23 protein-coding genes are annotated in these 21,488 nt (G+C 46.4%); 5 read left to right on the forward strand and 18 right to left on the reverse strand.

Annotated elements, in window-relative coordinates:
* Positions 1 to 43 precede the first annotated feature (43 nt).
* The 3 genes from nrfD to nrfB are packed head-to-tail and all read right to left on the reverse strand — an operon-like array spanning position 44 to position 2,306.
* A complete protein-coding gene (gene nrfD / locus L4D76_RS02085; protein WP_428439266.1) occupies positions 44 to 1,003 on the reverse strand; it encodes a cytochrome c nitrite reductase subunit NrfD in 960 nt (319 codons plus the stop codon).
* Positions 1,000 to 1,692 (reverse strand): cytochrome c nitrite reductase Fe-S protein, encoded by a 693-nt coding sequence (nrfC, locus tag L4D76_RS02090; RefSeq protein WP_428439267.1) that lies wholly within the window; start codon positions 1,690 to 1,692, stop codon positions 1,000 to 1,002. The genes nrfD and nrfC overlap by 4 nt, the downstream gene beginning before the upstream one ends.
* An 11-nt stretch (positions 1,693 to 1,703) precedes the next feature.
* Complete coding sequence (gene nrfB, locus L4D76_RS02095) at positions 1,704 to 2,306, reverse strand: cytochrome c nitrite reductase pentaheme subunit (protein WP_428439268.1); 603 nt, start codon at positions 2,304 to 2,306, stop codon at positions 1,704 to 1,706.
* 638 nt (positions 2,307 to 2,944) lie between these two features.
* Here nrfB and nrfA point away from each other — a divergent pair.
* Positions 2,945 to 4,393: an ammonia-forming nitrite reductase cytochrome c552 subunit gene (gene nrfA / locus L4D76_RS02100; protein ID WP_428439269.1), complete on the forward strand. Its 1,449-nt coding sequence runs from the start codon at positions 2,945 to 2,947 to the stop codon at positions 4,391 to 4,393.
* Between the two features lie 115 nt (positions 4,394 to 4,508).
* Here the strand turns inward: nrfA and L4D76_RS02105 are convergent, their stop codons facing one another.
* The 4 genes from L4D76_RS02105 to amrS form a co-directional block, all read right to left on the reverse strand.
* The gene (locus L4D76_RS02105) at positions 4,509 to 4,715 is read right to left on the reverse strand and encodes a hypothetical protein (RefSeq protein ID WP_428439270.1); all 207 of its coding nucleotides are present in this window, start codon (positions 4,713 to 4,715) and stop codon (positions 4,509 to 4,511) included.
* 67 nt (positions 4,716 to 4,782) lie between these two features.
* Positions 4,783 to 5,445 carry a TPR domain-containing protein gene (locus L4D76_RS02110; RefSeq protein WP_428439271.1) on the reverse strand — a complete coding sequence of 221 codons (663 nt, stop codon included), beginning with the start codon at positions 5,443 to 5,445 and terminating at the stop codon, positions 4,783 to 4,785.
* A 443-nt stretch (positions 5,446 to 5,888) separates the two neighbouring features.
* Entirely contained in the window at positions 5,889 to 6,197 is a 309-nt protein-coding gene (locus tag L4D76_RS02115) for a glutaredoxin domain-containing protein (RefSeq protein ID WP_428439272.1), read from the reverse strand.
* 367 nt (positions 6,198 to 6,564) lie between these two features.
* The gene (gene amrS, locus L4D76_RS02120) at positions 6,565 to 7,647 is read right to left on the reverse strand and encodes an AmmeMemoRadiSam system radical SAM enzyme (RefSeq protein WP_428439273.1); all 1,083 of its coding nucleotides are present in this window, start codon (positions 7,645 to 7,647) and stop codon (positions 6,565 to 6,567) included.
* 71 nt (positions 7,648 to 7,718) lie between these two features.
* On the opposite strand from amrS, the gene amrB reads away from it, so the two are divergent.
* Positions 7,719 to 8,507 carry an AmmeMemoRadiSam system protein B gene (gene amrB, locus L4D76_RS02125; protein ID WP_428439274.1) on the forward strand — a complete coding sequence of 263 codons (789 nt, stop codon included), beginning with the start codon at positions 7,719 to 7,721 and terminating at the stop codon, positions 8,505 to 8,507.
* Entirely contained in the window at positions 8,476 to 9,063 is a 588-nt protein-coding gene (gene amrA / locus L4D76_RS02130; protein ID WP_428439275.1) for an AmmeMemoRadiSam system protein A, read from the forward strand. Before amrB ends, amrA begins: the two co-directional genes overlap by 32 nt.
* Positions 9,064 to 9,168: 105 nt before the next feature.
* On the opposite strand, the gene L4D76_RS02135 is transcribed toward amrA, so the two are convergent.
* The 10 genes from L4D76_RS02135 to L4D76_RS02180 form a co-directional block, all read right to left on the reverse strand.
* Entirely contained in the window at positions 9,169 to 10,311 is a 1,143-nt protein-coding gene (locus L4D76_RS02135; protein WP_428439276.1) for a DUF3541 domain-containing protein, read from the reverse strand.
* A gap of 197 nt (positions 10,312 to 10,508) precedes the next feature.
* On the reverse strand, positions 10,509 to 10,649 hold the full coding sequence (locus tag L4D76_RS02140) for a hypothetical protein (protein WP_428439277.1): 141 nt from the start codon (positions 10,647 to 10,649) through the stop codon (positions 10,509 to 10,511).
* On the reverse strand, positions 10,649 to 11,857 hold the full coding sequence (locus L4D76_RS02145; RefSeq protein ID WP_428439278.1) for an FMN-binding protein: 1,209 nt from the start codon (positions 11,855 to 11,857) through the stop codon (positions 10,649 to 10,651). The genes L4D76_RS02140 and L4D76_RS02145 overlap by 1 nt, the downstream gene beginning before the upstream one ends.
* Positions 11,858 to 11,968: 111 nt before the next feature.
* Entirely contained in the window at positions 11,969 to 12,244 is a 276-nt protein-coding gene (locus L4D76_RS02150; protein WP_428439279.1) for a tetrachloroethene dehalogenase, read from the reverse strand.
* A gap of 23 nt (positions 12,245 to 12,267) precedes the next feature.
* Positions 12,268 to 13,764, reverse strand: a complete 1,497-nt coding sequence (locus L4D76_RS02155; protein WP_428439280.1) for a reductive dehalogenase — start codon at positions 13,762 to 13,764, stop codon at positions 12,268 to 12,270.
* Positions 13,765 to 14,081: 317 nt separating this feature from the next.
* Positions 14,082 to 15,023, reverse strand: a complete 942-nt coding sequence (locus L4D76_RS02160) for a LysR family transcriptional regulator (protein WP_428439281.1) — start codon at positions 15,021 to 15,023, stop codon at positions 14,082 to 14,084.
* A 198-nt stretch (positions 15,024 to 15,221) separates the two neighbouring features.
* A complete protein-coding gene (locus L4D76_RS02165) occupies positions 15,222 to 15,860 on the reverse strand; it encodes an alpha-ketoglutarate-dependent dioxygenase AlkB family protein (protein ID WP_428439282.1) in 639 nt (212 codons plus the stop codon).
* The gene (gene prpC, locus L4D76_RS02170; RefSeq protein ID WP_428439283.1) at positions 15,847 to 16,980 is read right to left on the reverse strand and encodes a bifunctional 2-methylcitrate synthase/citrate synthase; all 1,134 of its coding nucleotides are present in this window, start codon (positions 16,978 to 16,980) and stop codon (positions 15,847 to 15,849) included. Before prpC ends, L4D76_RS02165 begins: the two co-directional genes overlap by 14 nt.
* A gap of 80 nt (positions 16,981 to 17,060) precedes the next feature.
* Entirely contained in the window at positions 17,061 to 18,134 is a 1,074-nt protein-coding gene (locus L4D76_RS02175) for an endonuclease/exonuclease/phosphatase family protein (RefSeq protein ID WP_428439331.1), read from the reverse strand.
* Between the two features lie 126 nt (positions 18,135 to 18,260).
* A complete protein-coding gene (locus L4D76_RS02180; RefSeq protein WP_428439284.1) occupies positions 18,261 to 18,746 on the reverse strand; it encodes a hypothetical protein in 486 nt (161 codons plus the stop codon).
* 369 nt (positions 18,747 to 19,115) lie between these two features.
* Between L4D76_RS02180 and mobB the strand changes: the two genes are divergently transcribed.
* Complete coding sequence (mobB, locus tag L4D76_RS02185) at positions 19,116 to 19,631, forward strand: molybdopterin-guanine dinucleotide biosynthesis protein B (RefSeq protein WP_428439285.1); 516 nt, start codon at positions 19,116 to 19,118, stop codon at positions 19,629 to 19,631.
* Between the two features lie 163 nt (positions 19,632 to 19,794).
* On the forward strand, positions 19,795 to 19,947 hold the full coding sequence (locus L4D76_RS02190) for a hypothetical protein (RefSeq protein WP_428439286.1): 153 nt from the start codon (positions 19,795 to 19,797) through the stop codon (positions 19,945 to 19,947).
* Positions 19,948 to 20,017: 70 nt separating this feature from the next.
* Here L4D76_RS02190 and L4D76_RS02195 read toward each other — a convergent pair whose 3' ends face one another.
* Positions 20,018 to 21,472, reverse strand: coding sequence for a sigma-54-dependent transcriptional regulator (locus L4D76_RS02195; RefSeq protein ID WP_428439287.1), 1,455 nt, complete (start codon positions 21,470 to 21,472; stop codon positions 20,018 to 20,020).
* Positions 21,473 to 21,488: the final 16 nt, after the last annotated feature.

Consider the following 21,488-nt stretch of genomic DNA (forward strand, 5'->3'; position numbering starts at 1 on the left):
GGTCACCCGTGACGATTCCATTATTAACTTACTTGTCAGGTAGCTAGACTAGCGTCATTTGTCCTGCGTACAGAATAAAAGTACGCAGCATCAGAACACCCATCAGGCTCAGGGACGTCACCAGCATAATATAGGCTTTATTATGCTTAACCCCTTGCGGACTGATTGCGTTCAGGCCAAGCGGCACTAACATGCCTGCACCAATAACACCATACCAGAACCAGGTCGCCCAGAATCCCCCGCCAATCGCAGCGATAGCCGCCGCTTCTTTCTGGCCGCCACCAAAGTACAGACCGGAAAAAAAGGCAAACAGAACAAACAATTCAAATATCACAACCGGACGTTCAAACTGATGGATCCATTTTACACATGCGCTATGAGCTGATTCTTTGAACCCAATAATACCAAACAACAAGCAGGCAGCAGCGCCTGATGACAGACTTGAGAACAAGAACAAAATTGGCAATATCGGGTTATTCAGTAACGGGTAGGTTTTCAGTGCTGAAAGCAGGAAGCCGGTATAGGCCGCAAGCATCACCGCTAAAAAGCCCAGAAACAGCTCAATGCTATTTTCATATTTACTGATCAAACCCACTACTTTATCGGCAATGGGCAATCGGCCATTCAACAGCTTAAGCAGATCATCTTTGAAAATAATCGCTAACCAGGCAAACAGTACCGCCATGTACACCTGGAATAACAGAACCCCCATCGACATTACAGAGCTGGTGTTATAGAAAATCATGATCTTCCAGAATGACAATGGCTTTGTCAGGTGGAAAATCAAGATCGTTAAACCCGCGATAATGCCAAAAGGTGCAAGAATGGCTGTCGCTTTAATGATCCCATTAGCACTCGGGTGACCCTGAATCACTTTACGCTTAAGGTAAATTGCAATCATCACTGCCCCGGCAGACATACCGGCCAGGAACAGATAAATCGCGATGATCCAGTCCCAAACTAATGAGTCAAAATAAAAGGCATCGGCAAATGTCATACTCATCCTTTTATCTCCCCTTTTCCATGAGGCACTTTATACAGCTTCGGCTGCGTACCTAATTCCACTTTCGAGCGATAAACCGTTTTTTGTTCCAACAACTTGGAAACACTGCTATTTGGATCATTCAAATCACCAAACGTCAGGGATTTTGTTGGGCAAGATTCAACACAGGCAGGTAACTTACCTTCCTTAAGATTGGTCTTACGGCAAAAATCACATTTATCAGCGGCTTTTGTTTCAGGATTAAAGAAACGTACCTTATAAGGACACGCCGCCAGGCAGTAACCACAACCGACACATTTAAATGGGTCTACATCCACAATGCCTGTTTCGGGATCTTTAAAAGATGCCCCGGTCGGGCAAACATGGACACATGGCGCATTGTCGCAGTGCTGACAAGAAATACGGGTAAACTGGTAATCCACATTAGGGTATTCCCCTTGTGGCTCACTGCGAACAATCTCTAAACGGGATACCCCTTCAGGCACCTTGTTAACTTCACGGCACGCATCGGTACAAGCGGTACAACCGATACATAATGTTTCATCATGTACCATGCCATAACGCTTAGTTCCGTCTTCCATGGTAGCAACCAGCGACTGACGCCCTAATAGCGACCCACCGGCACTCACGCCCGTTGTGAAAATTACGGCACCTGCACCGGCTAAAAAATTTCGTCTTGAACACGTCATACCATCATCTCCTACTTCTCTTTTATCAGGTCTGAGTGACAGTCGACGCACATCTTAATTTTCGACTTTCGTTCAATACCTTTCATCGGATCGGCACTTGGATGCATGGTATGGCAAGACGCACACGATAAATCCAGCGCATGCACATCATGCGTCCAGTTAACCTCGCTCAGATCTTTCGGTTCGTGGCAGTTAACACAAGTATTATTCTGCTGCTTGATCCACGCCGGATCAGCTGCTGGCTTCTCAGAACCCGCCACTGACTGTGCCTGGGCAAACTTGGTCACTTCAACCGCACCATCACGATGGTTTTTACCGACTTTACTGTGGCAATCAACACAAGTGACTTCCCGATTAGTTTGCGCATGAATGGCGTCAGCATGTGCCCCTCTCAGTACGTCTTTTTCATCTTTGTGGCATTGTGTACAGGCGTAATCTCGATCCCTTATAAATTTGACAACATGTTGACCGGACCCTTGATTTATCACAACAGGATTAGCGACTGTGGCTTCCTGAGTATCTGAGTCGGCGGCAACATTCATGGAAAAACCAAAAATACAGATCGTTACAAAGAATGTAAGCATCGTATTAATGGCCACTTTACAATTGCCCATTATTCACCTTTTCATCTTCCGTAATTGCAAAACTTATACGACAAGTTGCAATCGGTGCTTATATTTAAATTTTGTATATAAAGAGCCTGCGAAATCATTTTCCTCCATAGCGATTCTATCCCGGCGGTTATTTATACCAGGAGCGAATACTACGAAGTGAATTTTGACCACAGTTGAAAATAATTCTTATTTACTTGATTGATTAGCCACAACGCTCAACAGGCATATTAAATAATATTTTGGATTATGAAAAATTGAGACGGATTACAATTACCTCTTAAGTAGCATCAGAAATGAACTTTTTATGATTGAGATCAAGAAACAACTCACCACAACCTATTGATTGGAAAAGGTTATATTGAAAATAGACCACCACCAAGTACCCGCTTGTAAATACCACTTAAGGGGTATTATTGACACAAATATCTACAATACCCCTTTAGGGGTAGGTGTGGTTATTGATTTTCGTTATATTTGACATCACATTTTTGATTAATCCAAAGCAGCAAAACATTAATATTTATGAATACCCCTTTCTTTTTTGATATTATTTGGCCGAACTTCAATTCTTCTTGCTTAATTAGCCGCATTCACAACGCTTGGCTTATTTAATAATTAGAAAACTGGAGTGACAAATCGTGAGTAAGAAATGGACGCGAAATACTGTCGCAGTGGCAGCTATCTTGTCAGCGTTGTGCTTATCGACTAATGCGTTGGCTACGTCTGAACAGGCCACAACCGCTGAGCAGAAAGAAACAATGCGCTTTGAGCCTCGCAACGAACAATTTGCGAAGAGCCATAGCGATCAATATAAAACCTGGGAAGCTACCAAAGAAAGCGAGCAGATTGAAGACGCGCTAGAGGAAGATCCCAATATGGTGATCCTCTGGGCGGGCTATGGGTTCTCGAAAGATTATAATAAAGCGCGTGGTCACTTCTATGCAGTGACGGATGTGCGTCAAACCCTGCGTACCGGCGGTCCGAAAGATGAAAAATCAGGCCCTATGGTTATGGCTTGTTGGAGCTGTAAGAGCCCGGATGTGGCTCGTGTGATTGACGATCGAGGTGAAGACGGTTACTTCGAAGGCAAATGGGCTCGCCTGGGCGCTGAAATCAACAACGCTATTGGTTGCTCAGACTGTCACAATACCGGAAGCAAAGAGTTTGCTGAAGGTCAGCCGGCACTTCAACTATCACGCCCTTATGCCGCGCGTGCAATGGAAACCATTGGTAAGAAGTTTGAAGATCAGTCTCGCTTCGATCAGCAAGCGCAAGTCTGCGGCCAATGCCACGTCGAGTACTACTTCACCGGGCCAAATAAATCCGTGAAGTTCCCATGGGACAAAGGTACCACCGTTGATGAAATGGAAGTTTATTATGATGAACTTGGTTTCAAAGACTGGACTCATGCCGTTTCTAAAACACCGATGCTGAAAGCACAACACCCGGGTTATGAAACTTGGCGTGAAGGCATTCATGGTAAAAACAATGTCACTTGTATTGATTGCCATATGCCTAAAGTGCAAAACGAAGACGGTACCGTGTTTACCGACCACAAAGTCGGTAATCCTTTTGATCGCTACGAAGACACTTGTGCGCAGTGCCACACCCAAGACAAGAAAACCATGCAAGATATTGTCGCGGCGCGTAAGACAAGCGTAACAGAAATGAAGCTAAGAGCTGAGAAGCAAATCGCTGCCGCTCACTTTGAAGCAAAAGCTGCCTGGGATGCTGGCGCTACCGAAGAAGAGATGAAGCCTATCCAGATGGATATCCGTCATGCTCAGTGGCGCTGGGATTACGCTATCGCTTCTCATGGCGTTCACATGCATGCACCTGAAGTTGCATTACGTATTCTTGGTACCGCGCTTGATAAAGCGGCTGATGCCCGTACGAAAGTGGTTCGTCTGCTGGCAACCAAAGGCATTACGACGGAAATTCAGCTTCCTGACATTTCAACCAAAGCTAAAGCACAACAAGCGCTTGGCATGGATATGGATAAGCTCAACGCTGACAAGGAAGACTTCCTGAAAACCGTTGTTCCAGAGTGGAATAAACAAGCAAACGCGCGTGAAGCAACTTACTAAGACTTGACTGATACCACAGAAATACAAAAGCCAGCATTTCGCTGGCTTTTTTTGTTTCAAGCTAATTTATAAGTATCGATGACGTTATTGAGCCAATACCAACCGATATAAATAGTTACGAAAAGTCTAACTCAATGACCGTACACCCTTTGGCGCAGGCAATCCCCGGCTTATCGCTGGTCTCAGGCGGAACCAGACGTAATGGCTGACCACATTCAGGGCATAGAACGGTCTTCCCCTGCATTACGCGCTTAATGACCGCACGCTGATCGCCAAAAGATTTCTTGGTCTGTTTATTTAATTCAGAAAAATTGAGCTTCATAATTTTCGCTATACAGTTTTTTTGCTTAAGACAGTATACAGAGATCCCGCTTTAAGTAGTAAGGCCGTTATCGAACTAACTTTTTCGCCCGGTTGATCGCTGAGATTAACGCGACCCGATCAAGATCAGAGCGCTCGCTGTCTAAGGCTTGTTGCCAGGTATCAATGGCTTTCTGATAACGGGCGTTGAGAAAATAATCAGAAGCGAGCAGCATCAGTGCGGGTAAGTTGTCCTTATCCAATGTCAATGCTTGCTTAATAAGTGTCTGGATCTGTTCCGTTACCTGCTGGCCATTTTCATAATACAAGGCGGTCGCTTGCGCAGAAAAAATATTGGCTTGAGGTTGCTTTGCCAAACGGGCTGAATAACTGAACGCAACAGCGGCATTATCAAACTCGCTCACATACATATAGGCGTTGCCCAATGTGTACCAGGCCTCGCTGTTTTGTTTATCTTCACGGATCTTATGTTGAATTTCTTCGATACGACGTTGATTGATCTCCTTTGCGCTCATACCGGCAAATTCATCATTAGCCACTTCGGATACAAGCTCTGTTTGGTACTGCGGAGAGCCCAGCAGCCAATAAAAACCGGCCGAAAGCCCGACCAGACAGAGGCTCATCACCAGCGGAATGGACCTTCGCTTCTCTGCTGCGCGAAAATGCATCAGCCATATTATCGCAAGACCGGCGACAACGACTGTCGCTATACCTATCCCTAACTCAATCACGCATTCAACCGTTATATCATCCTGTAAATTGTTGGCTATATTTTACCTGTATTTAATACCAATTCCATTAATTATCTAACCATTCAGAACACCACTTCAAACCCGTTAACTTAACCTGGATCAAGTACCGATGCGCAAGAAACAAAAACGAAAAAAGCTCCCGAAGGAGCCTTCTTACAAACAAATATCCCCTAGTACTTAATCACAGAAGTTTTGACCAGTTCAGTCACAAAACGTCGTCATTCCGTAAAGTGAGGAACGAACTTATACGGAATCTAAGGCACACACGATCAGAGCTGGATCCCGGATATCTCGTACCTCGATTCCGGGATGACGGATTTAGGCTCTTCAACTATTCATAATTTATGTGAAAGAGTACTAGATATAGCGCTCAGTGATAAAGCGCTGAATCTCGCATATTAAGGCGATCTGTAACATCAAACTTACAGTTCGAAATCACCCAATTCCGCGGTATCAACCTGACGATCAAGGAAAGCAACCAAGTCATCGTGCCCACCGATATACTTACCATCAAGAATGATTTGAGGAACGGTGCGTACCGTGACATTTGCGGTCTGTTCGATAAACTCAATCATCTCTGTTTTTACCAGATCGGTACCCAGAACCAACGTGGTGTACTCGGTACCACGATCATCGAGAATGGCTTTTGCTTTGACGCAGAATGGACAATGAGGCTGGGTGATTACCAGGTTCTGGTATTGTGCTAACTGTTCAATGGTGATTTTAGACATGGTTTTCCAATAAGGCTGATTGACTTGATCGCAATAAGATAAAGGAAAGCGAGAGACGAGTAAAACCCTGTAAGAGTGATCCGTTGATTTTCATCAATACCCAAACTACCTCGAGATGCGAGATTCAGAGCTACCACTGGGAACTCAATTCGAACGAAATGTGTGTAGGAATGGCATTCCCTTTCAAACACATTTTGTGAAGAAGTGATTTTCCAGAGGAGCTCCCAAAGGGCGAGTTTCATTGGCTTTTATTCTGTGTTAGCCATTCTCTAAATAGAACCACTATTCACTCAAATGGCGGCCTTGAATAAAAGCCAATGAATTCTCGCTGAACTCTGCATCTTGAGGTAATTTGGGTATATACCAACTACGAACCGATCTTAACCGGAATGCGCTTACGACCAAATGCCTTACCTCTGGCAGAAAAACGCCCGGCTAACTGATAACCGCAATGCTTACAATGACCATCATCTGTCAGGCCATACTCGCCAATCTGATACCAATCACGGGATATGACTTTATGATGACATTGCGGGCAATAGGTACTGTCACCCGCTTCATCATAAATATTACCCACATAGGCATAATTGAGCCCGTTTTTCATCGCGATTTCTCTCGCTCTCTGAACGGTTTCAGGCGGTGTTCTCGGTTTATCGAGCATTTTAAAATCAGGATGGAAGGCACTGAAATGAATAGGTATATCTGGGCCTAAGTTGTCATACACCCAACGCGTCAATTCTTCTAACTCTGCCGGGCTGTCATTTTCACCAGGGATCAACAGCGTGGTGATTTCAAACCACACCTGAGTTTCATGACGTAAATACAGTAAAGTATCGAGCACCGGAGCCAGATGCCCGCTACAGATTTTATGGTAGAAACGCTCGGTAAAAGCTTTTAAGTCAATATTGGCGGCATCCATATACCGGAAGAATTCCATTCTTGGATCATCGCAAATATACCCGGCACTGACGGCAACACTGTGAACACCCAGCTCATGGCAGGCCTGGGCGGCATCCACGGCATATTCCATAAAGATCACCGGATCGTTATACGTAAACGCGATACTGTCACAACCATACCGTTTGGCAGCTTGTGCAATTTGCTCCGGCATCGCCTGCTCGCCTATCGTATCAATCTCGCGAGATTTACTGATCCCCCAGTTCTGGCAGAATTTACAGCTTAGATTACAACCTGCCGTACCAAACGATAACACTGAGCTGCCCGGATAAAAGTGATTTAAGGGTTTCTTCTCAATGGGATCGATACAAAAACCGCTGGAACGCCCGTAGCTGGTCAGCACGATTTCACCCTCGTGTGCCTCCCGCACAAAACAGGCGCCGCGTTTGCCATCCCGTAATCGACAATGACGCGGACAAAGATCACACACGACCCTGCCATCATCCAGACGATGCCAGTATTGGGTTTTAAAAAAGCTGGGGGCTAATTGCATCTCCGTGCTCACAATAGAAATTTACTACCTATACTAAATATAGTCCCGTTGAAAATAACCGTGTGATTTCTATGAATATTCGATACCCGGCAGTGGCAGGTAGCTTCTACGATCAATCCGCACAACAGTTGCAAAGTCAGTTAGATAACTGGCTCAAACCTCAATCTGCTTTGCGTCATTCGATACGTGCTCTTATCGTGCCTCATGCCGGTTATATTTATTCCGGTGAAACGGCCGCCCAGGCATACCGCCACCTTAAGGGCCTGGCAGACAAGATCGAAAGGGTCATACTTATCGGGCCAAGTCATCGCTTTTATTTTCAGGGCTGTGCGCTACCTTCCGCGCACTATTTCGCCACCCCGTTAGGCAACGTTCCTATTGATACACAAGCCATCGAACAACTGCAGAAAATAGAAGATGTGGAAGTGTCAGATCAGGCACATGCCTTAGAACACTGTCTTGAGGTACAACTGCCTTTTCTGCAAACCTGTCTGCATCAGTTTACTTTGTTGCCGCTGTTAACCGGCAATGTCTCTCCGGTCACGGTCGCCAATCTCATCGATGACTTGTGGCAGCAAGACAATACCCTGTTGGTTGTCAGCAGCGATCTGAGCCATTTCCATCGTTATGCTGAAGCACAAAGTATCGATAAAAACACATGCTCTTTAATCGAACATTTTGAACCATCATTAACACCCGAGCAGGCATGTGGCTCGACCGGGATTAATGCATTGCTATTACTTGCAAAAAAACGGGGCTACCAACTTACACGTATGGATTTAAAAAATTCCGGTGACACCGCCGGAGATAAGGAGAGAGTCGTTGGATATGTCAGTTATCTCATATCAGAAATTGAGTAAAGGGGAACTAACCCAACTGTTAGATATTGCTCGTGAAGCCATTCGAGGACATTTATCGACTGGTGAAATAAACGCCCCGCAGCTTGATTTATACAGCAACAAGTTATTAGAACCTGCCGCCTGTTTTGTCACCCTGGAAGTTAATGGTGAACTGCAAGGTTGTCTCGGCGCAACAGCGGCTTATTCTCCCCTGGTACTGGAAGTACACAACAAAGCAAGAGCCAGTGCCTATCAGGACCATCGGTTTATGCCGCTGACTAAAGATCAACTCGATAAACTATCCATTGAAGTGTCGGTACTTTCTGAACCAGAAAGGCTGATGATTAACTCGGAGCAAGAATTACTCGATTATTTGGCTAACAATAAGGTCGGTGTGATCCTGACAAAAAACCACAAACAAGCACTGTTCTTACCCCAGGTGTGGGAAAAGTTGCCCAAGCCGAGAGATTTCATTCGTCAGCTGAAAGTCAAAGCTGGCTGGAATGCAGCCTACTGGTCACCCGATATGGAGGTCAGCACCTTCACGGTCAGCAGTATCAAAGGCAAATATTTCTAAGTGCCGCGAGAATTAGTGGTTTTCATGGTTATCGGAAAAGACAAACACAAAAGGCGAAATCATGCTTCGCCTTTTTGTTCGCGTGTGCTGGCAGATACAAGCACTTTATTTCGCCACTAAACCATACGGCACAGAGTCAAACATATCAGGTTGCTTAGTGATCGTTGGCGCCACATGCGGCCCTTTCCAGTCAAGCAGCATAATTGCCAGCACATTACGGTGTTCGCCATCTCTTAATTCGACACCACCCGTCACCGATGGCACCAGACCATGTTCACGATTCAAGGCTTGTTGAATCGCCTTTTGCGTTTTCAAAACAACAGGATCATCACCTAACCCTGCCAGCAGGAAGTTAATCCCCACCTCGGCAATCACATCTTCCTTCGCCCGGGCGATAATCGTATCAATGTTGTTTCGATAATAGTCATACACCCAGTGGAAATCCTGCTCGTTAATCTGATGCTGGTAATACGCAGATGCAGCAAAGATAATATGGGTTAGCCCATAAATTTTATTGCCGAACTGCTGTTCTGACAGCTTACTGTCGTTGCTGTCCGGGTAGGCTTTCCTGAATGCGGCAATAAAGTCGTCGACCACATCCTGTTCGCCTAACTGACGCAACCAGTACACCTGATTAGCCAACTGAGCCGCCCAGGCTTTAATCATCGCTTCATCTGTTGCGTACTTGGCAAAATCATAACGACGGATCACCTGGTGTAATTTGGCATCTTCACGGTGTTTCAGACCATACTCATTCGCACGCGCCATTGAACCAAGCAAATCAACACCAAGATAAAGGTATTCCGGCATTTGCTTCGTCGCTTCATAACGTAATTTACTGCGCTCACTCGTTTCATCTAGATAGCCTTCAATACGCTTATTGGAATATGCCTGGATCTGCTCCGGGGTATAAACTTCGGTTGCAAACTTATTTAAGCGACTGGCAACCCGTGCCATATCTGACCATACCGCCGCTTCATATTTATTATCCAGCGTCTGACGATACATTCTCAGTCCGTAATGGCCGGATTTAAACGCCGGTAACGTAAATAACTTCGCTTCATAGCTATCGCGGATCAGCTGAGCATCTTGCTTAAAGCTGGATGTGATCTCCGCCTGATTAGTTATTGCTTGCTCTTTACTGGCAAGAGCAGAACCTTGAGAGGAAAGCGCAGATTCTGTACTGGAAATAGCTGGGGCCACCAGCAAAGAAATAAAAAGTGGCAGGCCTATCGTTAATGATTTCATACAACTCCCCGTCTATCGCACTTATTCTATTAAGCCAGCGACAATACCAACCCTGCATGCAGAAAAACGCTACGAGATAATATTATACTGCACTGCTGTGATTCACACTCGATCTGACATGTTTACGCTCGGAAACGCGCTATCGTCCCCCATCCGCGTTATAAGCCGCTGATATCAGCGGCCTAATATCTTTTATGCTAGGTCAACCAGCGCAGGCCTTCTTGCACAATAAAGCCAAAGACCAATAAAAGCGTAATACAAAACAGCGTACTGCTGATATACGCTTGCCACTTTGGCTTAGTGCGCCTGGCCGCCGGTACTTCATTTTCTTTATTCATCAAACCGCCTTAACTCGGATGCGTTTTGCCCTCAAAAGCTTATTTTTTGCCTTGGAGCGTATTTCCAGCGAATGGTTGAGTAATCGTCCGACCGGGCAAAACAACCGGCACCAGAAGTTATTCATTACAGCCGAGCCGATGAGTGCCAGCGGCAGGATATACCACTGGATACCGACACCTTCGAGCGAGAACATCATGGCGAAGGGCTCAAAGGAAGTGATGGCCGGTGTTCGAGATAAAAAGATCAATATCAAAGATAGCCATAACAGCAGGTTAACGCCGAACTTAGCATTATCCAACAGTCGTTTGGCCGGTGAAAAGTTGAGTCCACTCAGCTTATTGAGCCATTGCTGGATGATATAAAAAGGACAGAGCTGGTTACAGTAGATGTTGCGCCCCATAAACAGCAGCGAGGCGAGCACGCTGCTCATCAAAATATACCAGCCGGGATGGGAGTGCCAGTCAGGCAGGTAGCCCAGAAACAGACTGCCAAAGGCATTAAGCGACAAAGAGCTGTTGAGCCAGAAACCCATGGTAGCCACAACAACAACAGACATCACCAGATCGTAGCCTTTACGGTATTGCCTCGGTACTTTTTTACTGAATATCGCCGCGATGATCACCAGAGTGAGAACAACGTCCTTTATCGAGAAATTAAACGGACGCGCCTGCCAGGGTTTTGGCATATCCAGCTGACTCGCCACCTGATGAGCTGCATCACGTACGGCAAGATTGATCCCTTTGGTTGAATAGGTGGCTCCGCTGATCCCATCAATATCGATATCAACCAGAAAGTCACTGTTTAAGGCTTTGCCCTTGAACTGTCTTAAGAAGTGTTTACGCTCCAGCCGGGCAATATAGGCTGGTGTATCTTTATGTTGCAGCAGGTCTACTTCGACGATTTTGCGGCTCTTTTCGTCGATTTTTACGCTGACGCTGAGCGGACCGCCGTAGCCGTTTCCCTTTGCGGTGATTATTGGATACGTCTTGTTAGCCTGCTGCATGATATAGGCCCAGGGGCTGTCGCCTGCGGCTTGCTGCACGCTTGAGCCGAAATAATCAAATATCACCCGGCTCTGGTCGTTGTGTTGCAAATAGTTGCCGGCTATGGCAGCCAGCAGTAGAGAAATATAGCAAAAGTAAACTAACCAATTTGATCGCTTCACTTTCTTACGGTGTTTTTTCCTGGTGGAATTTGAATCTGACATGGGATGCCTTTGTTGCACAGGATAGTTTAGGGAGATAAGGGCCGATGTTTTTTGTGCCGGGCGCAAAAAACATCGGCAAACTGCGGCTGTTGCCGCTTGAATTTAAAAAGCTTATTTATTAGCAGGGGCAATAAACAGACGCCAGGTACCCGCAAAAATAATCAGGGCCTGCAGGCCGAACATCAGCAGCCCCATTGCCCCTGACTGAGGCTCTCGCTCGGCAAACGAGGCCCAGGACCAGGCGAAGCAAAACCAGAGACTGCCTGCCGAGGCCAACAGTCCGAGCTTCGCCCGCCAGTCTAGCCGGTAGTGCGCTTTAAGTTTGACGTAAGCCCAAACGCCCGCCGTAGTTAACATACCCAGCAGGTACCACATTAACGCCATCATAATCTTGCTCCTCGCTGTCAAAGTTAAATTTCGATATCTTTACCGGTTTTCCAGAAGTCATGAACCGCTTGCTCATCAAAGGTGTTGCCGTAACCATAAACCTCGTCCATTACTTTCATAAAGGTGTGAACCGATCCGCCCGTAAAGGCATTGGAGGCGTCGATCAATCGGTGATGCCAGAAATCCGGCTTATTCCACGGGCATGCGGTGACGCAGGCTGCACAATCGGTGTGGCTGTCTACCCAGTACTTCATACATTTTTTTGCATCGTTATAGAACTTTTTGACTCCATTCTGGTGGTGCCATGCATAATCCGGGTTATCACCGTTTTCATAGGTCGGTCCCCAACTCGGTTCGTCATCGGTGCAAATTGCGTTGGACGGACAGGCATCGGCACACAGTTTACATTTGGTACAGAAATCCATAATGCCGAAACTGCGCGGCTTGTCATATGCCTCTTCCGGTAATTCCAGATCGGTATAAATTTTGGCAATCCGGACTCGGGGGCCGAGACGCGGAACAATGAGCTGGCCATTTCGGGCACCTTCGCCCAGTCCGGCAGCGATGCCGTAAGCCACGCTGTTACTTAAATCGTTGCCGGAAACCACCGCCTGATAGCCCAGGCCATGAAGAAAACTTCTCAAACTGGCGCCGACAAATGACATCATCGAGTAACCGTTGCCTACCGTGGCTTCTGAGATTCTCGAAGGTGCAGTCGACATGGCCGCATAATCCATGTCCAACAGGAACACGATGACCGATTTTGGTTTAAACGGGAACTCATCCCAGGAGACTTCCTTATCTTTTTGTACATCGTAGATAGGATCGAAGTTCCAGAGCGGATCGTTGCGGGTAATACCACAACGAACGGCACCATAGAGTCGCGCGGCTGATTTGATTGCCATGGCCGCTTCTTCACCCGAGGCAAACTCCCAACGCTTCTTCGCAACCTGATCAACACGACCGATCGGCGGCGGGAGATCAACCGGGCCCTGATTCCAACTGTGTACGCCGTGATCAGGCAACATCATATGCTGCATTGGTGCCAGCGCACTGAGCGGTGCCCATCCCCCAAAGCAGAGTGCAGTATCCAGTTGTGACGCTCCCGGTTTCTGCCCGTTTTCTTCAGCCCAGTCGGCTGCATAATTGATATCCGTCATGCCGCGCATGAATTTCATGCTCTCTTTCTGGAAGTTCCAGCCGTTTTCGAAGGTTTGGTTTCTGGCCGGATATTGCAGGGCTAATTTTGGGCTGAGGGCATAGGTCCACATGGAATTGCGCTGGGGAAAGGGTTTGAGTACTTCAGGATCCAGAGGAACCGGAAAGCTATCATGTTGAACGCCATGGATACGGTCGGCAACAAAAGCACCCGTTGCGCCGGTGACTGCCGTTGCGGCAGCAATACCGGCACCCATTTTAAAGAGGTTGCGGCGGGATTTATTTACATCATCTCCATCAGTTGTATCTTTAATTTCAATCTTTTGCTGATCATCCGGATGGGGTGATTTTTTCGAAGTCATTACTTAATTCCTTATCCACAGGGCAAAGCCTCATAACGAGTAAGGATATGATAGGGACGGAAACCAACCGGAAAAATGCAGCCAATGATCATAGACTGTTATCAATAAGGTGAACAATACGAAATGAGAAACCATCGGGACATTGAGGGTGCCACGCAAAAGATGATTCAGATCATAATAAATAGTATCAAAGAGTGGGTGCAGGGGGCACGTTCGCCCAAAGTTAGCCGATCCCCCCAGAAAGTAATAACCCTAGTTTTTTGAGTAAAAGCGTGATCTAAGTCTCATTTGTGTCGTGCGTTACCTCACTTTAGCTCTCAGGGGAGGTAAATGGGATTATTTTGAGGCGGCAGCGGCACGCCAAACTGCTTGTTATAACGCATGAAGTGAATAAAAGTCTTCGTCGTAGACGGGCAATACTGAATTCTTGGATAAATAGCATAAATAATAACCGAGTTCGCAAATTTGCCGTTAAACAGAGTAACCAAACGCCCATCTGCAACATATTGCCGGACCAAATACTCGGGCAACCAGACAATGCCGCAGTCGTTCAGTGCCATATTCATGGCTGCTTCCAACTCGTCGCACTGCATGCGGCTGTTGATTTTTACCTGATGGGCTATTTCATCTTCAAACCATAACCAGTAGCCAGGTTCGCGTCCACGCGCCTGCTCGGTACATTCAATAGCATGGTAAGCGCCCAGCTCTCTCGGGTGCTGAGGCACGCCGTTTTTTGCCAGATAGGCTGGGCTGGCATAAAATTTTTGCTGACAGAGCACTATGGGCTCATTAATAAATGCCTGTTCATCTAACGGGGCGATATGCAGCATAAGATCAGCATCAAACTTATTGGTTGCCGGTGGCTCGTGGGTGGTTAGCAGCGAGAGCTCAATCTTCGGATACTGAGCTATAAAATCGGCTAAACAGTTTTGCGTCAGACGCCGGTTAAGCACATCCAAACTACATACGGTCAGTTTGCCTGTCGGCTCGGCCCTCTGGCTCTGTATCTCTCCTATCGCTTGGATCCAATGCTGCTCCATCGCCACGGTATGATCCACAAAGCGCCGGCCCTCATAGGTTAATTCGAGTTTTCGTGTTGTGCGTTTAAAGAGCGAGATTTGCAAACCGTCTTCGATAGACTTTATCCGTCGGCTCACGCCTGGCCGGGTCAGGTTAAGTATATCTGCAGCTTTGGCAAAACTGCCCTGGCTGGAAATAAGATTGATGAGCTTGAGATCGTCAACTGAGATGTTAATCATAGTCTTACAGGGGCTTCCGTAAAAAGTTGCACAAAGGGATATCAAATACCCTCTTAAAATAATAAGCGTTATACCGTAGCAAAGAACTTAAGACAAATTGTGCAAAAAAGATCCAGTATACCCAAGGCACTAGATGTAATTGCGAACAAGTGGTTACTTGTACCAATTTCATAAATTATCTGATCAATTCAGCCAGAGTTAATGGCATTGGTATTTAACCGACATAATCTGGCGGAACGTTAGATTGATTCTGGGTTGCATGGTTTTCTGAGTCTTGGGTACGGAATGGGACCAGCAGGTTTGAGTCTCACCCGCCATGATCAATAGCGAACCGGAATGCAGGGCAAATTCCATCTTTTGTTTGGTCTCGATATGTTTTAAAACAAAACGACGCTCTTCACCGAAACTGACCGACGCGATAACAGGCTGAGAACCAAGCTCCTTTTCATTATCCTGGTGGAAGCCCATGTAATCTTGTCCATGGCGATAGAGATTCGCCAGTACCGAATTAAACGACACCCCAGCCACCTGCTCACAGGCGGTTTTTATCGATTGCAAGGTCGGTGTCCACGGATCCGGTTTCATGGTCAGGCCGGAATAGGTGTACGGAACATCCCCGCACCATGCCTGCAAACGAGGCTGCAATACCTGACGGCCAAACATCCTAATCGATTGTTGTTGCCAGTTCAGTTCGTTCGATAAGTGTTGAAAATAATCATCAGCCTGTTGCGCTGAAAAGAAGTGTGGCGCCCAGTACAGCCGTCCCTGAGGAATGGTTATCCATTCCCCGGTTTCGTCTGCTGACTCGAAAAGATCGACATTGTCAGTGCCGTTCATCAATCGGCAACCAGTCCTGAGGATCCGGACCAATATAGTCAGCACTTGGCCTGATAATACGGTTATGCGCTCGCTGTTCGAACACATGTGCCGCCCAGCCTGTCACCCTGCTCATCACGAAGATCGGGGTAAACAACTTGGTAGGGATCGCCATAAAATGATACGCCGGGGCATGGAAGAAATCGACATTGCAGAACAGGTCTTTTTCCCGCTTCATTACCTGCTCAATACGTTCGGACATATCATACAGCACCGAATCATCGGCCTCTTCAGCCAGCTTTTTCGCCCACCGTTTGATCAGTACGTTGCGGGGATCGAATTCGCGGTAAACCGGATGACCAAAACCCATGACTTTTTCTTTATTTGCCAGCATCTGCAAAATACCCGCTTCCGCTTCATCCGGGCTCTGCCAGCACTCGATCATCTCCATCGCCGCTTCATTAGCCCCCCCATGTAATGGCCCGCGCAATGTACCAATCGCAGTTGCAATACATGAATGAAGGTCAGACAAGGTTGATGCGCAGACACGGGCCGAAAAGGTCGAGGCATTAAACTCATGCTCGGCATACAGAACCAGTGAACATTGCATGACCTGTATATGAAGATCAGAAGGCGTCTTTCCGGTCAGCATCTTTAAAAAATAGCCCCCGAGGTTATCCTGATCACAATAGGTTTCAATCCGCACACCATGATGGCTATAACGGTACCAGTAACAGAGGATCGCGGGCAATAACGCCAGCAAGCGATCAGCTTTATCCAGCTGTTCACTGAAGTCATGTTCCTGCTCCAGATTACCCAGCATTGAACAGCCAGTTCGCATAACATCCATCGGATGGGCATCTGCCGGGATCTGCTCCAATGTGTATTTTAACGCCAGAGGTAAACCACGAAATGAGATCAGTCTGGTCTTATAGGCCGCCAGTTCTGTCCGGGTTGGCAACTTGCCTTTTAACAACAGATAAGCCACTTCTTCAAATTCGGCGTGTTCGGCTAAATCCGTAATATCATAACCACGGTAAGTGAGCCCTGTACCTGTTTTACCGACAGTACAAAGTGCGGTCGAACCCGCACTTTGCCCGCGTAACCCTTCACCACTCAACACTTTGTGTTTACCAAGCATAACCAACTCCTTATCTTTAAAGAAAAGAGGATCCCCTCTAAAGATAGGTCAGAATATGCAAATTGTTTATGCTTGTTTTATTACAACGCTGTCAGATCAATATCAACCCATACCAGCCGATGATCAGAGCCCGCTTGCGCCCTTTCCCGCCCCCGCTCATCGGTGATCAGATGACGAAGCGGATCTTTTTTATCCGGCCAAAAAACACCAGATTGCTTAACCGATAGGTTGTCTGAAGGCAGAACATAATCAAGCCGCAGCCCATCGAGGTGTGTCCATTCGTTTTTTCGACCGGCACGAACCTGCCGAGGTTGAAGAAAACGACCACCTAAACTTTTGGGAGTTAGTTTGCCAGCGCTGGCGGAACGATTGATCCGGCGGTGATACAGCAAGTCACGAATTGGCTTTTTGATCCCGTCACCGTCGATCATGTCAGCATTAAGATCGCCCATCACCACAAACTTATCGCCATCAGATAAACCACCATTTTGCCCCTGATCGTCCACCAGATAATCAGCACTGTTAATAATGTCGGCTAACAGGCGTAACTCATCATGATTTCGACGGGCGTTACGCTTTTCTTCACCATCAAAAACTGGCGGTGTGGGGTGACAACAAAGCAGATTAATAACCTGCTGTTCAACCTCTATAGGTATCAGTAGATGATTCTTCGACGACAACCGCAAGACTCCGGCTGCTTGATCACTGTAATAACCTTCAGGCATGCAATGGTCGGGCATATCTTGCCACAGCAATTGTTGCCAGCTTCGGATCTGATGCTGTTGAATAGGGAAACGTGACAGGATAACGAAGCTGAAATGGCCATGATGTTCACCAAAACCAATGCCGTCATCCGGTAACGTCAATTCACCATCACCATTCAAATCAAATGGACTCAGTAAACCGGTATTACTTGCCGGAGCATAGTGATAAGGGTACTCAATTGCAGACTGTTGATGCTGGGATTCAGCCAGATAGTGGCGACAAAAGTTTGCTAATGCACCATCATCGCCCCCTTTTCCGGGATGATCGAATTCGCATAACAGTAAGACATCGGGACGAACGTGCTGAATAATGGCCGCAAGTTTAGAAAAACGGCCATTATCTGCTGTAGAAGTTTGTTTGAGGATCTGACCTTCAACCGGATCAGACATCGAGATATTAAACAACGCTATACGTACAGTTTGAGTTAGCAAGGATCGCTCTTGTATGAATAAAGAGATAGTGAGCTGAATTGTAACGATTTACCCGTCAGCTGTAACGCACGGGTTTTCAACTGACTAACCAACCAGACGCGTTATTGCCAGCCGTATCTTCTCTGCATCATGCATTGCACGATGTTTGACCGGACCTTGCTCTTCCAGTGCCAGCTGGAAACGGGCACGCTCAATACCATTTTCCTGCATTAACCAATGACCGACTTCGGTGAGCGTAAAAGAGGGGCGCATATGTGCGGAATGATAGAGTCGACCAAGCCAGAATAAATCCCATTGGCTGTCGCAAAAGACATGTTCGAATTTGCCGAGAACATTATTGAGGTGCTGACAAACTTCAACAACCTGGCTGCCATTAACTTCAAGCTCTTTACGTGAAATCTGATGAATTTCATGTTCAGCATACTCATCCCAATGCTGCCAAACATCACTTGCTGTTAAGGGATTTATTAACAGACTGTCGCCACTGCCATCGGGTAAGGAATACCCCACTTCAATCGGGTACGATTGATCTGATAATCCAGATGCTTCAAAATCCAACGTTGCCCACATAGCACTCTCCCTGATGCCGTTGATGATTCATACCCAAACCCGTAGTTTGGATATATTCAGTGATAATGAACGACGCTATCCTGTTCATCTTCCATCTATCACAGATAAATATGGGTTAACCTCTTTGCTATTTACACTCGCCGTTATTCATCTTCAAACTTTCATTCCCCCCCCTATTACGACCACTTACTGAAACAGGCATAACTAAAAGTAAGCAAGCTACACAATAACTTTAGACGGTATATGCCACTAAAGAGTAAAAATATGAGGCCAGCTCTGGCGAGCGGCAATTAACCGCAATAATGACACCATGACGTTACGGCCATTTTGCTTTAAGATCGCCGAATGCATTTTATTTCCGAGACAAATATGACGCCTATAATCGGTTTTGCAGGTTACAGTGGTTCAGGAAAAACCACCTTACTGGAAAAATTAATCCCCGAATTAAAGCAGCATGATCTGCGTATAGGTCTGGTTAAACACAGCCACCATGACATCGACCCTGATGTACCAGGGAAAGACAGCTATCGCCTGCGCCATGCGGGGTGCGCTCAAACGTTACTCGCGACAAAAGCCCGTCATATGCTCTACTTCGAGTATCCAGATCCAGAACGTGATGAACCGAAGCTGGCACAATGCCTGAACCAACTCGATCATAACCAGCTGGATTTAGTGCTGGTAGAAGGTTTTCGCGACAACGCTTTTCCTAAGATTGAAATTCACCGCCCGGCTTATGGGAAACCTCTCCTCTACCCTAATGATCCTCATATTATTGCTTTTGCCACAGACAGCGAACCGCCGCAGAACATTCCGTTACCGGTGCTAGATTTAAACCAGCCACACTACATTGCTGAATTTATCGTGCAATGGCTGCAAGATATATAAGCTCTTATCTCCGCCGGTAAGCAGTCAGACATGCCCGTTCGCCGAACGGTTGTGATCTACGCCTTGCAGCTCATCCCTAAAAAAAACAGTTAGGGATGATGATTTATTAACCACTCTGCGACATTATTTATGCATAAGCACACACAACATAGAGCCATTACAAATGCTAACTTTCACTCAAATTCACAACTTCACTCAGCAAAATGATGAACAAGAGGCAGAACAGCCAACAGCTTTATCAGACAAAGAAATGCAACGACAAGCACTGTTAAAGCAGGTACAGCAAGACGGCGGCATTAAGGTCATAGAACAATAATGAACCACAAGAGAAAACAACAGGAGAGATAATTGCATTTCTCCTGTTTGCAACACACCCCAAATTGCCATCACTCATTGTTTTCCCATGTTTGTTTTTTTCGATAGATCGTCGAAGGGCTAACCTCCAGATAGCGCGCCGCTTGGGGAATGTTATCGTTACATAAGGTTATCGCCTGCTCAATGATCTCGCGCTCAAGCTCAGCCAGTGGCCTTATTTCACCCATTCTACGGGCAGCTATTACCACTGATAGATTATCTGCAGATATTCGTCCAGCCTTCGGCTCGATATTGTTCAGGGCACTATGATCCACCCTTTGTTGCATTCTCCCTAATGTCTCAGACGTATCGCAAACTTGATCTAAGGGAGGAGGCAGATGGAATGGTTCAACTGCCACGCCTTCGTGCAATACCAAAATATTTCTAATTACATTTTGCAGTTGTCGAATATTGCCCGGCCACTCGTAGCTTAAAAAGCGAGCCAATACTTTTGCTGAAAAGCAGTTAAACTGCTTCCCCTCTTCCGCTGCATAGGTTTTTAGAAAATGTTCTGCGATTTCAATTATATCTTCGTCTCTGTCGCGCAATGGCGGCAAATGAATAGGTACAACATGCAAACGATAATAGAGATCTTCGCGAAACCGTCCGGCAGCGACTTCAGTCAGCGGATCTCGGTTGGTTGCACAGATAAAGCGAATATCAACCTGCTCCTGTTTGCCGCTGCCCACCTTTTGAAAACAACTGGTTTGAACAAAGCGTAACAGTTTAGTTTGCAACTCCATGTCCATTTCACAAATTTCATCAAGAAATAGTGTGCCGCCATCAGCCAGGCTGGCAGCACCGTTCCGCTCAGAAATAGCGCCTGTAAATGCGCCTTTAATATGACCAAAGATCTCACTCTCCATGAGATCCTTGGGGATAGCACCGCAATTTAAGGCGATAAACGGCTTCTTTTTTCTTGGGCTCTGTTTATGAATGGCTTCTGCACACACTTCTTTGCCGGTGCCACTTTCACCGGTAATAAACACCGTGGCTTTGCTTGAAGCAGCAGCATCAATGATCCGGTATACAGCTTGCATCGCTAAGCTTGAACCAATAAATCCATGATATTTCTGACGTTCAAATGTCTGTAATTGCTGCACAATATGCTGTAACTGGTGCTGTTCCAGCATATTGCGAACCGTCGTTTGTAAACGAGCGGCATCAAAAGGCTTTTCCAGAAAGTCTTTTGCCCCTAAACGCATCACATCCACCGCCACGTTAACCGAACTGTGCGCCGTCATAACCATCACAGTCACAGATGGGTGCTTATTTGAAAGCCATTGCAGCACCTTCTGTCCATCCATATCAGGCAGTTTCAAATCAAGCAATAACAGTTGAGGCAAAAATTCATCAATCGTTGCCATGGCTTCTTTACCTGTAGCAACCGCCAGCAACTCAATGGGCTCATCTTTCAAATAGTGCTGATAGGTCATGGCCAACATCGGTGTATCTTCGACCAAGAGTACCTTTGGTAATTGCTGCATATCCCTATCCTTTTAG

The organism is Photobacterium sagamiensis (assembly GCF_050337085.1).
Lineage (GTDB): Bacteria > Pseudomonadota > Gammaproteobacteria > Enterobacterales > Vibrionaceae > Photobacterium > Photobacterium sagamiensis.

What these genes read in the sequence shown, in the direction of transcription:
- nrfD (WP_428439266.1), bottom strand. Translation starts at nt 1,003, where the DNA reads ATGAGTATGACATTTGCCGATGCCTTTTATTTTGACTCATTAGTTTGG.
- nrfC (WP_428439267.1), bottom strand. Translation starts at nt 1,692, where the DNA reads ATGACGTGTTCAAGACGAAATTTTTTAGCCGGTGCAGGTGCCGTAATT.
- nrfB (WP_428439268.1), bottom strand. Translation starts at nt 2,306, where the DNA reads ATGGGCAATTGTAAAGTGGCCATTAATACGATGCTTACATTCTTTGTA.
- L4D76_RS02105 (WP_428439270.1), bottom strand. Translation starts at nt 4,715, where the DNA reads ATGAAGCTCAATTTTTCTGAATTAAATAAACAGACCAAGAAATCTTTT.
- L4D76_RS02115 (WP_428439272.1), bottom strand. Translation starts at nt 6,197, where the DNA reads ATGTCTAAAATCACCATTGAACAGTTAGCACAATACCAGAACCTGGTA.
- amrS (WP_428439273.1), bottom strand. Translation starts at nt 7,647, where the DNA reads ATGCAATTAGCCCCCAGCTTTTTTAAAACCCAATACTGGCATCGTCTG.
- amrB (WP_428439274.1), top strand. Translation starts at nt 7,719, where the DNA reads ATGAATATTCGATACCCGGCAGTGGCAGGTAGCTTCTACGATCAATCC.
- amrA (WP_428439275.1), top strand. Translation starts at nt 8,476, where the DNA reads ATGTCAGTTATCTCATATCAGAAATTGAGTAAAGGGGAACTAACCCAA.
- L4D76_RS02135 (WP_428439276.1), bottom strand. Translation starts at nt 10,311, where the DNA reads ATGAAATCATTAACGATAGGCCTGCCACTTTTTATTTCTTTGCTGGTG.
- L4D76_RS02140 (WP_428439277.1), bottom strand. Translation starts at nt 10,649, where the DNA reads ATGAATAAAGAAAATGAAGTACCGGCGGCCAGGCGCACTAAGCCAAAG.
- L4D76_RS02145 (WP_428439278.1), bottom strand. Translation starts at nt 11,857, where the DNA reads ATGTCAGATTCAAATTCCACCAGGAAAAAACACCGTAAGAAAGTGAAG.
- L4D76_RS02150 (WP_428439279.1), bottom strand. Translation starts at nt 12,244, where the DNA reads ATGATGGCGTTAATGTGGTACCTGCTGGGTATGTTAACTACGGCGGGC.
- L4D76_RS02155 (WP_428439280.1), bottom strand. Translation starts at nt 13,764, where the DNA reads ATGACTTCGAAAAAATCACCCCATCCGGATGATCAGCAAAAGATTGAA.
- L4D76_RS02160 (WP_428439281.1), bottom strand. Translation starts at nt 15,023, where the DNA reads ATGATTAACATCTCAGTTGACGATCTCAAGCTCATCAATCTTATTTCC.
- L4D76_RS02165 (WP_428439282.1), bottom strand. Translation starts at nt 15,860, where the DNA reads ATGAACGGCACTGACAATGTCGATCTTTTCGAGTCAGCAGACGAAACC.
- prpC (WP_428439283.1), bottom strand. Translation starts at nt 16,980, where the DNA reads ATGCTTGGTAAACACAAAGTGTTGAGTGGTGAAGGGTTACGCGGGCAA.
- L4D76_RS02175 (WP_428439331.1), bottom strand. Translation starts at nt 18,134, where the DNA reads ATGTCTGATCCGGTTGAAGGTCAGATCCTCAAACAAACTTCTACAGCA.
- L4D76_RS02180 (WP_428439284.1), bottom strand. Translation starts at nt 18,746, where the DNA reads ATGTGGGCAACGTTGGATTTTGAAGCATCTGGATTATCAGATCAATCG.
- mobB (WP_428439285.1), top strand. Translation starts at nt 19,116, where the DNA reads ATGACGCCTATAATCGGTTTTGCAGGTTACAGTGGTTCAGGAAAAACC.
- L4D76_RS02190 (WP_428439286.1), top strand. Translation starts at nt 19,795, where the DNA reads ATGCTAACTTTCACTCAAATTCACAACTTCACTCAGCAAAATGATGAA.
- L4D76_RS02195 (WP_428439287.1), bottom strand. Translation starts at nt 21,472, where the DNA reads ATGCAGCAATTACCAAAGGTACTCTTGGTCGAAGATACACCGATGTTG.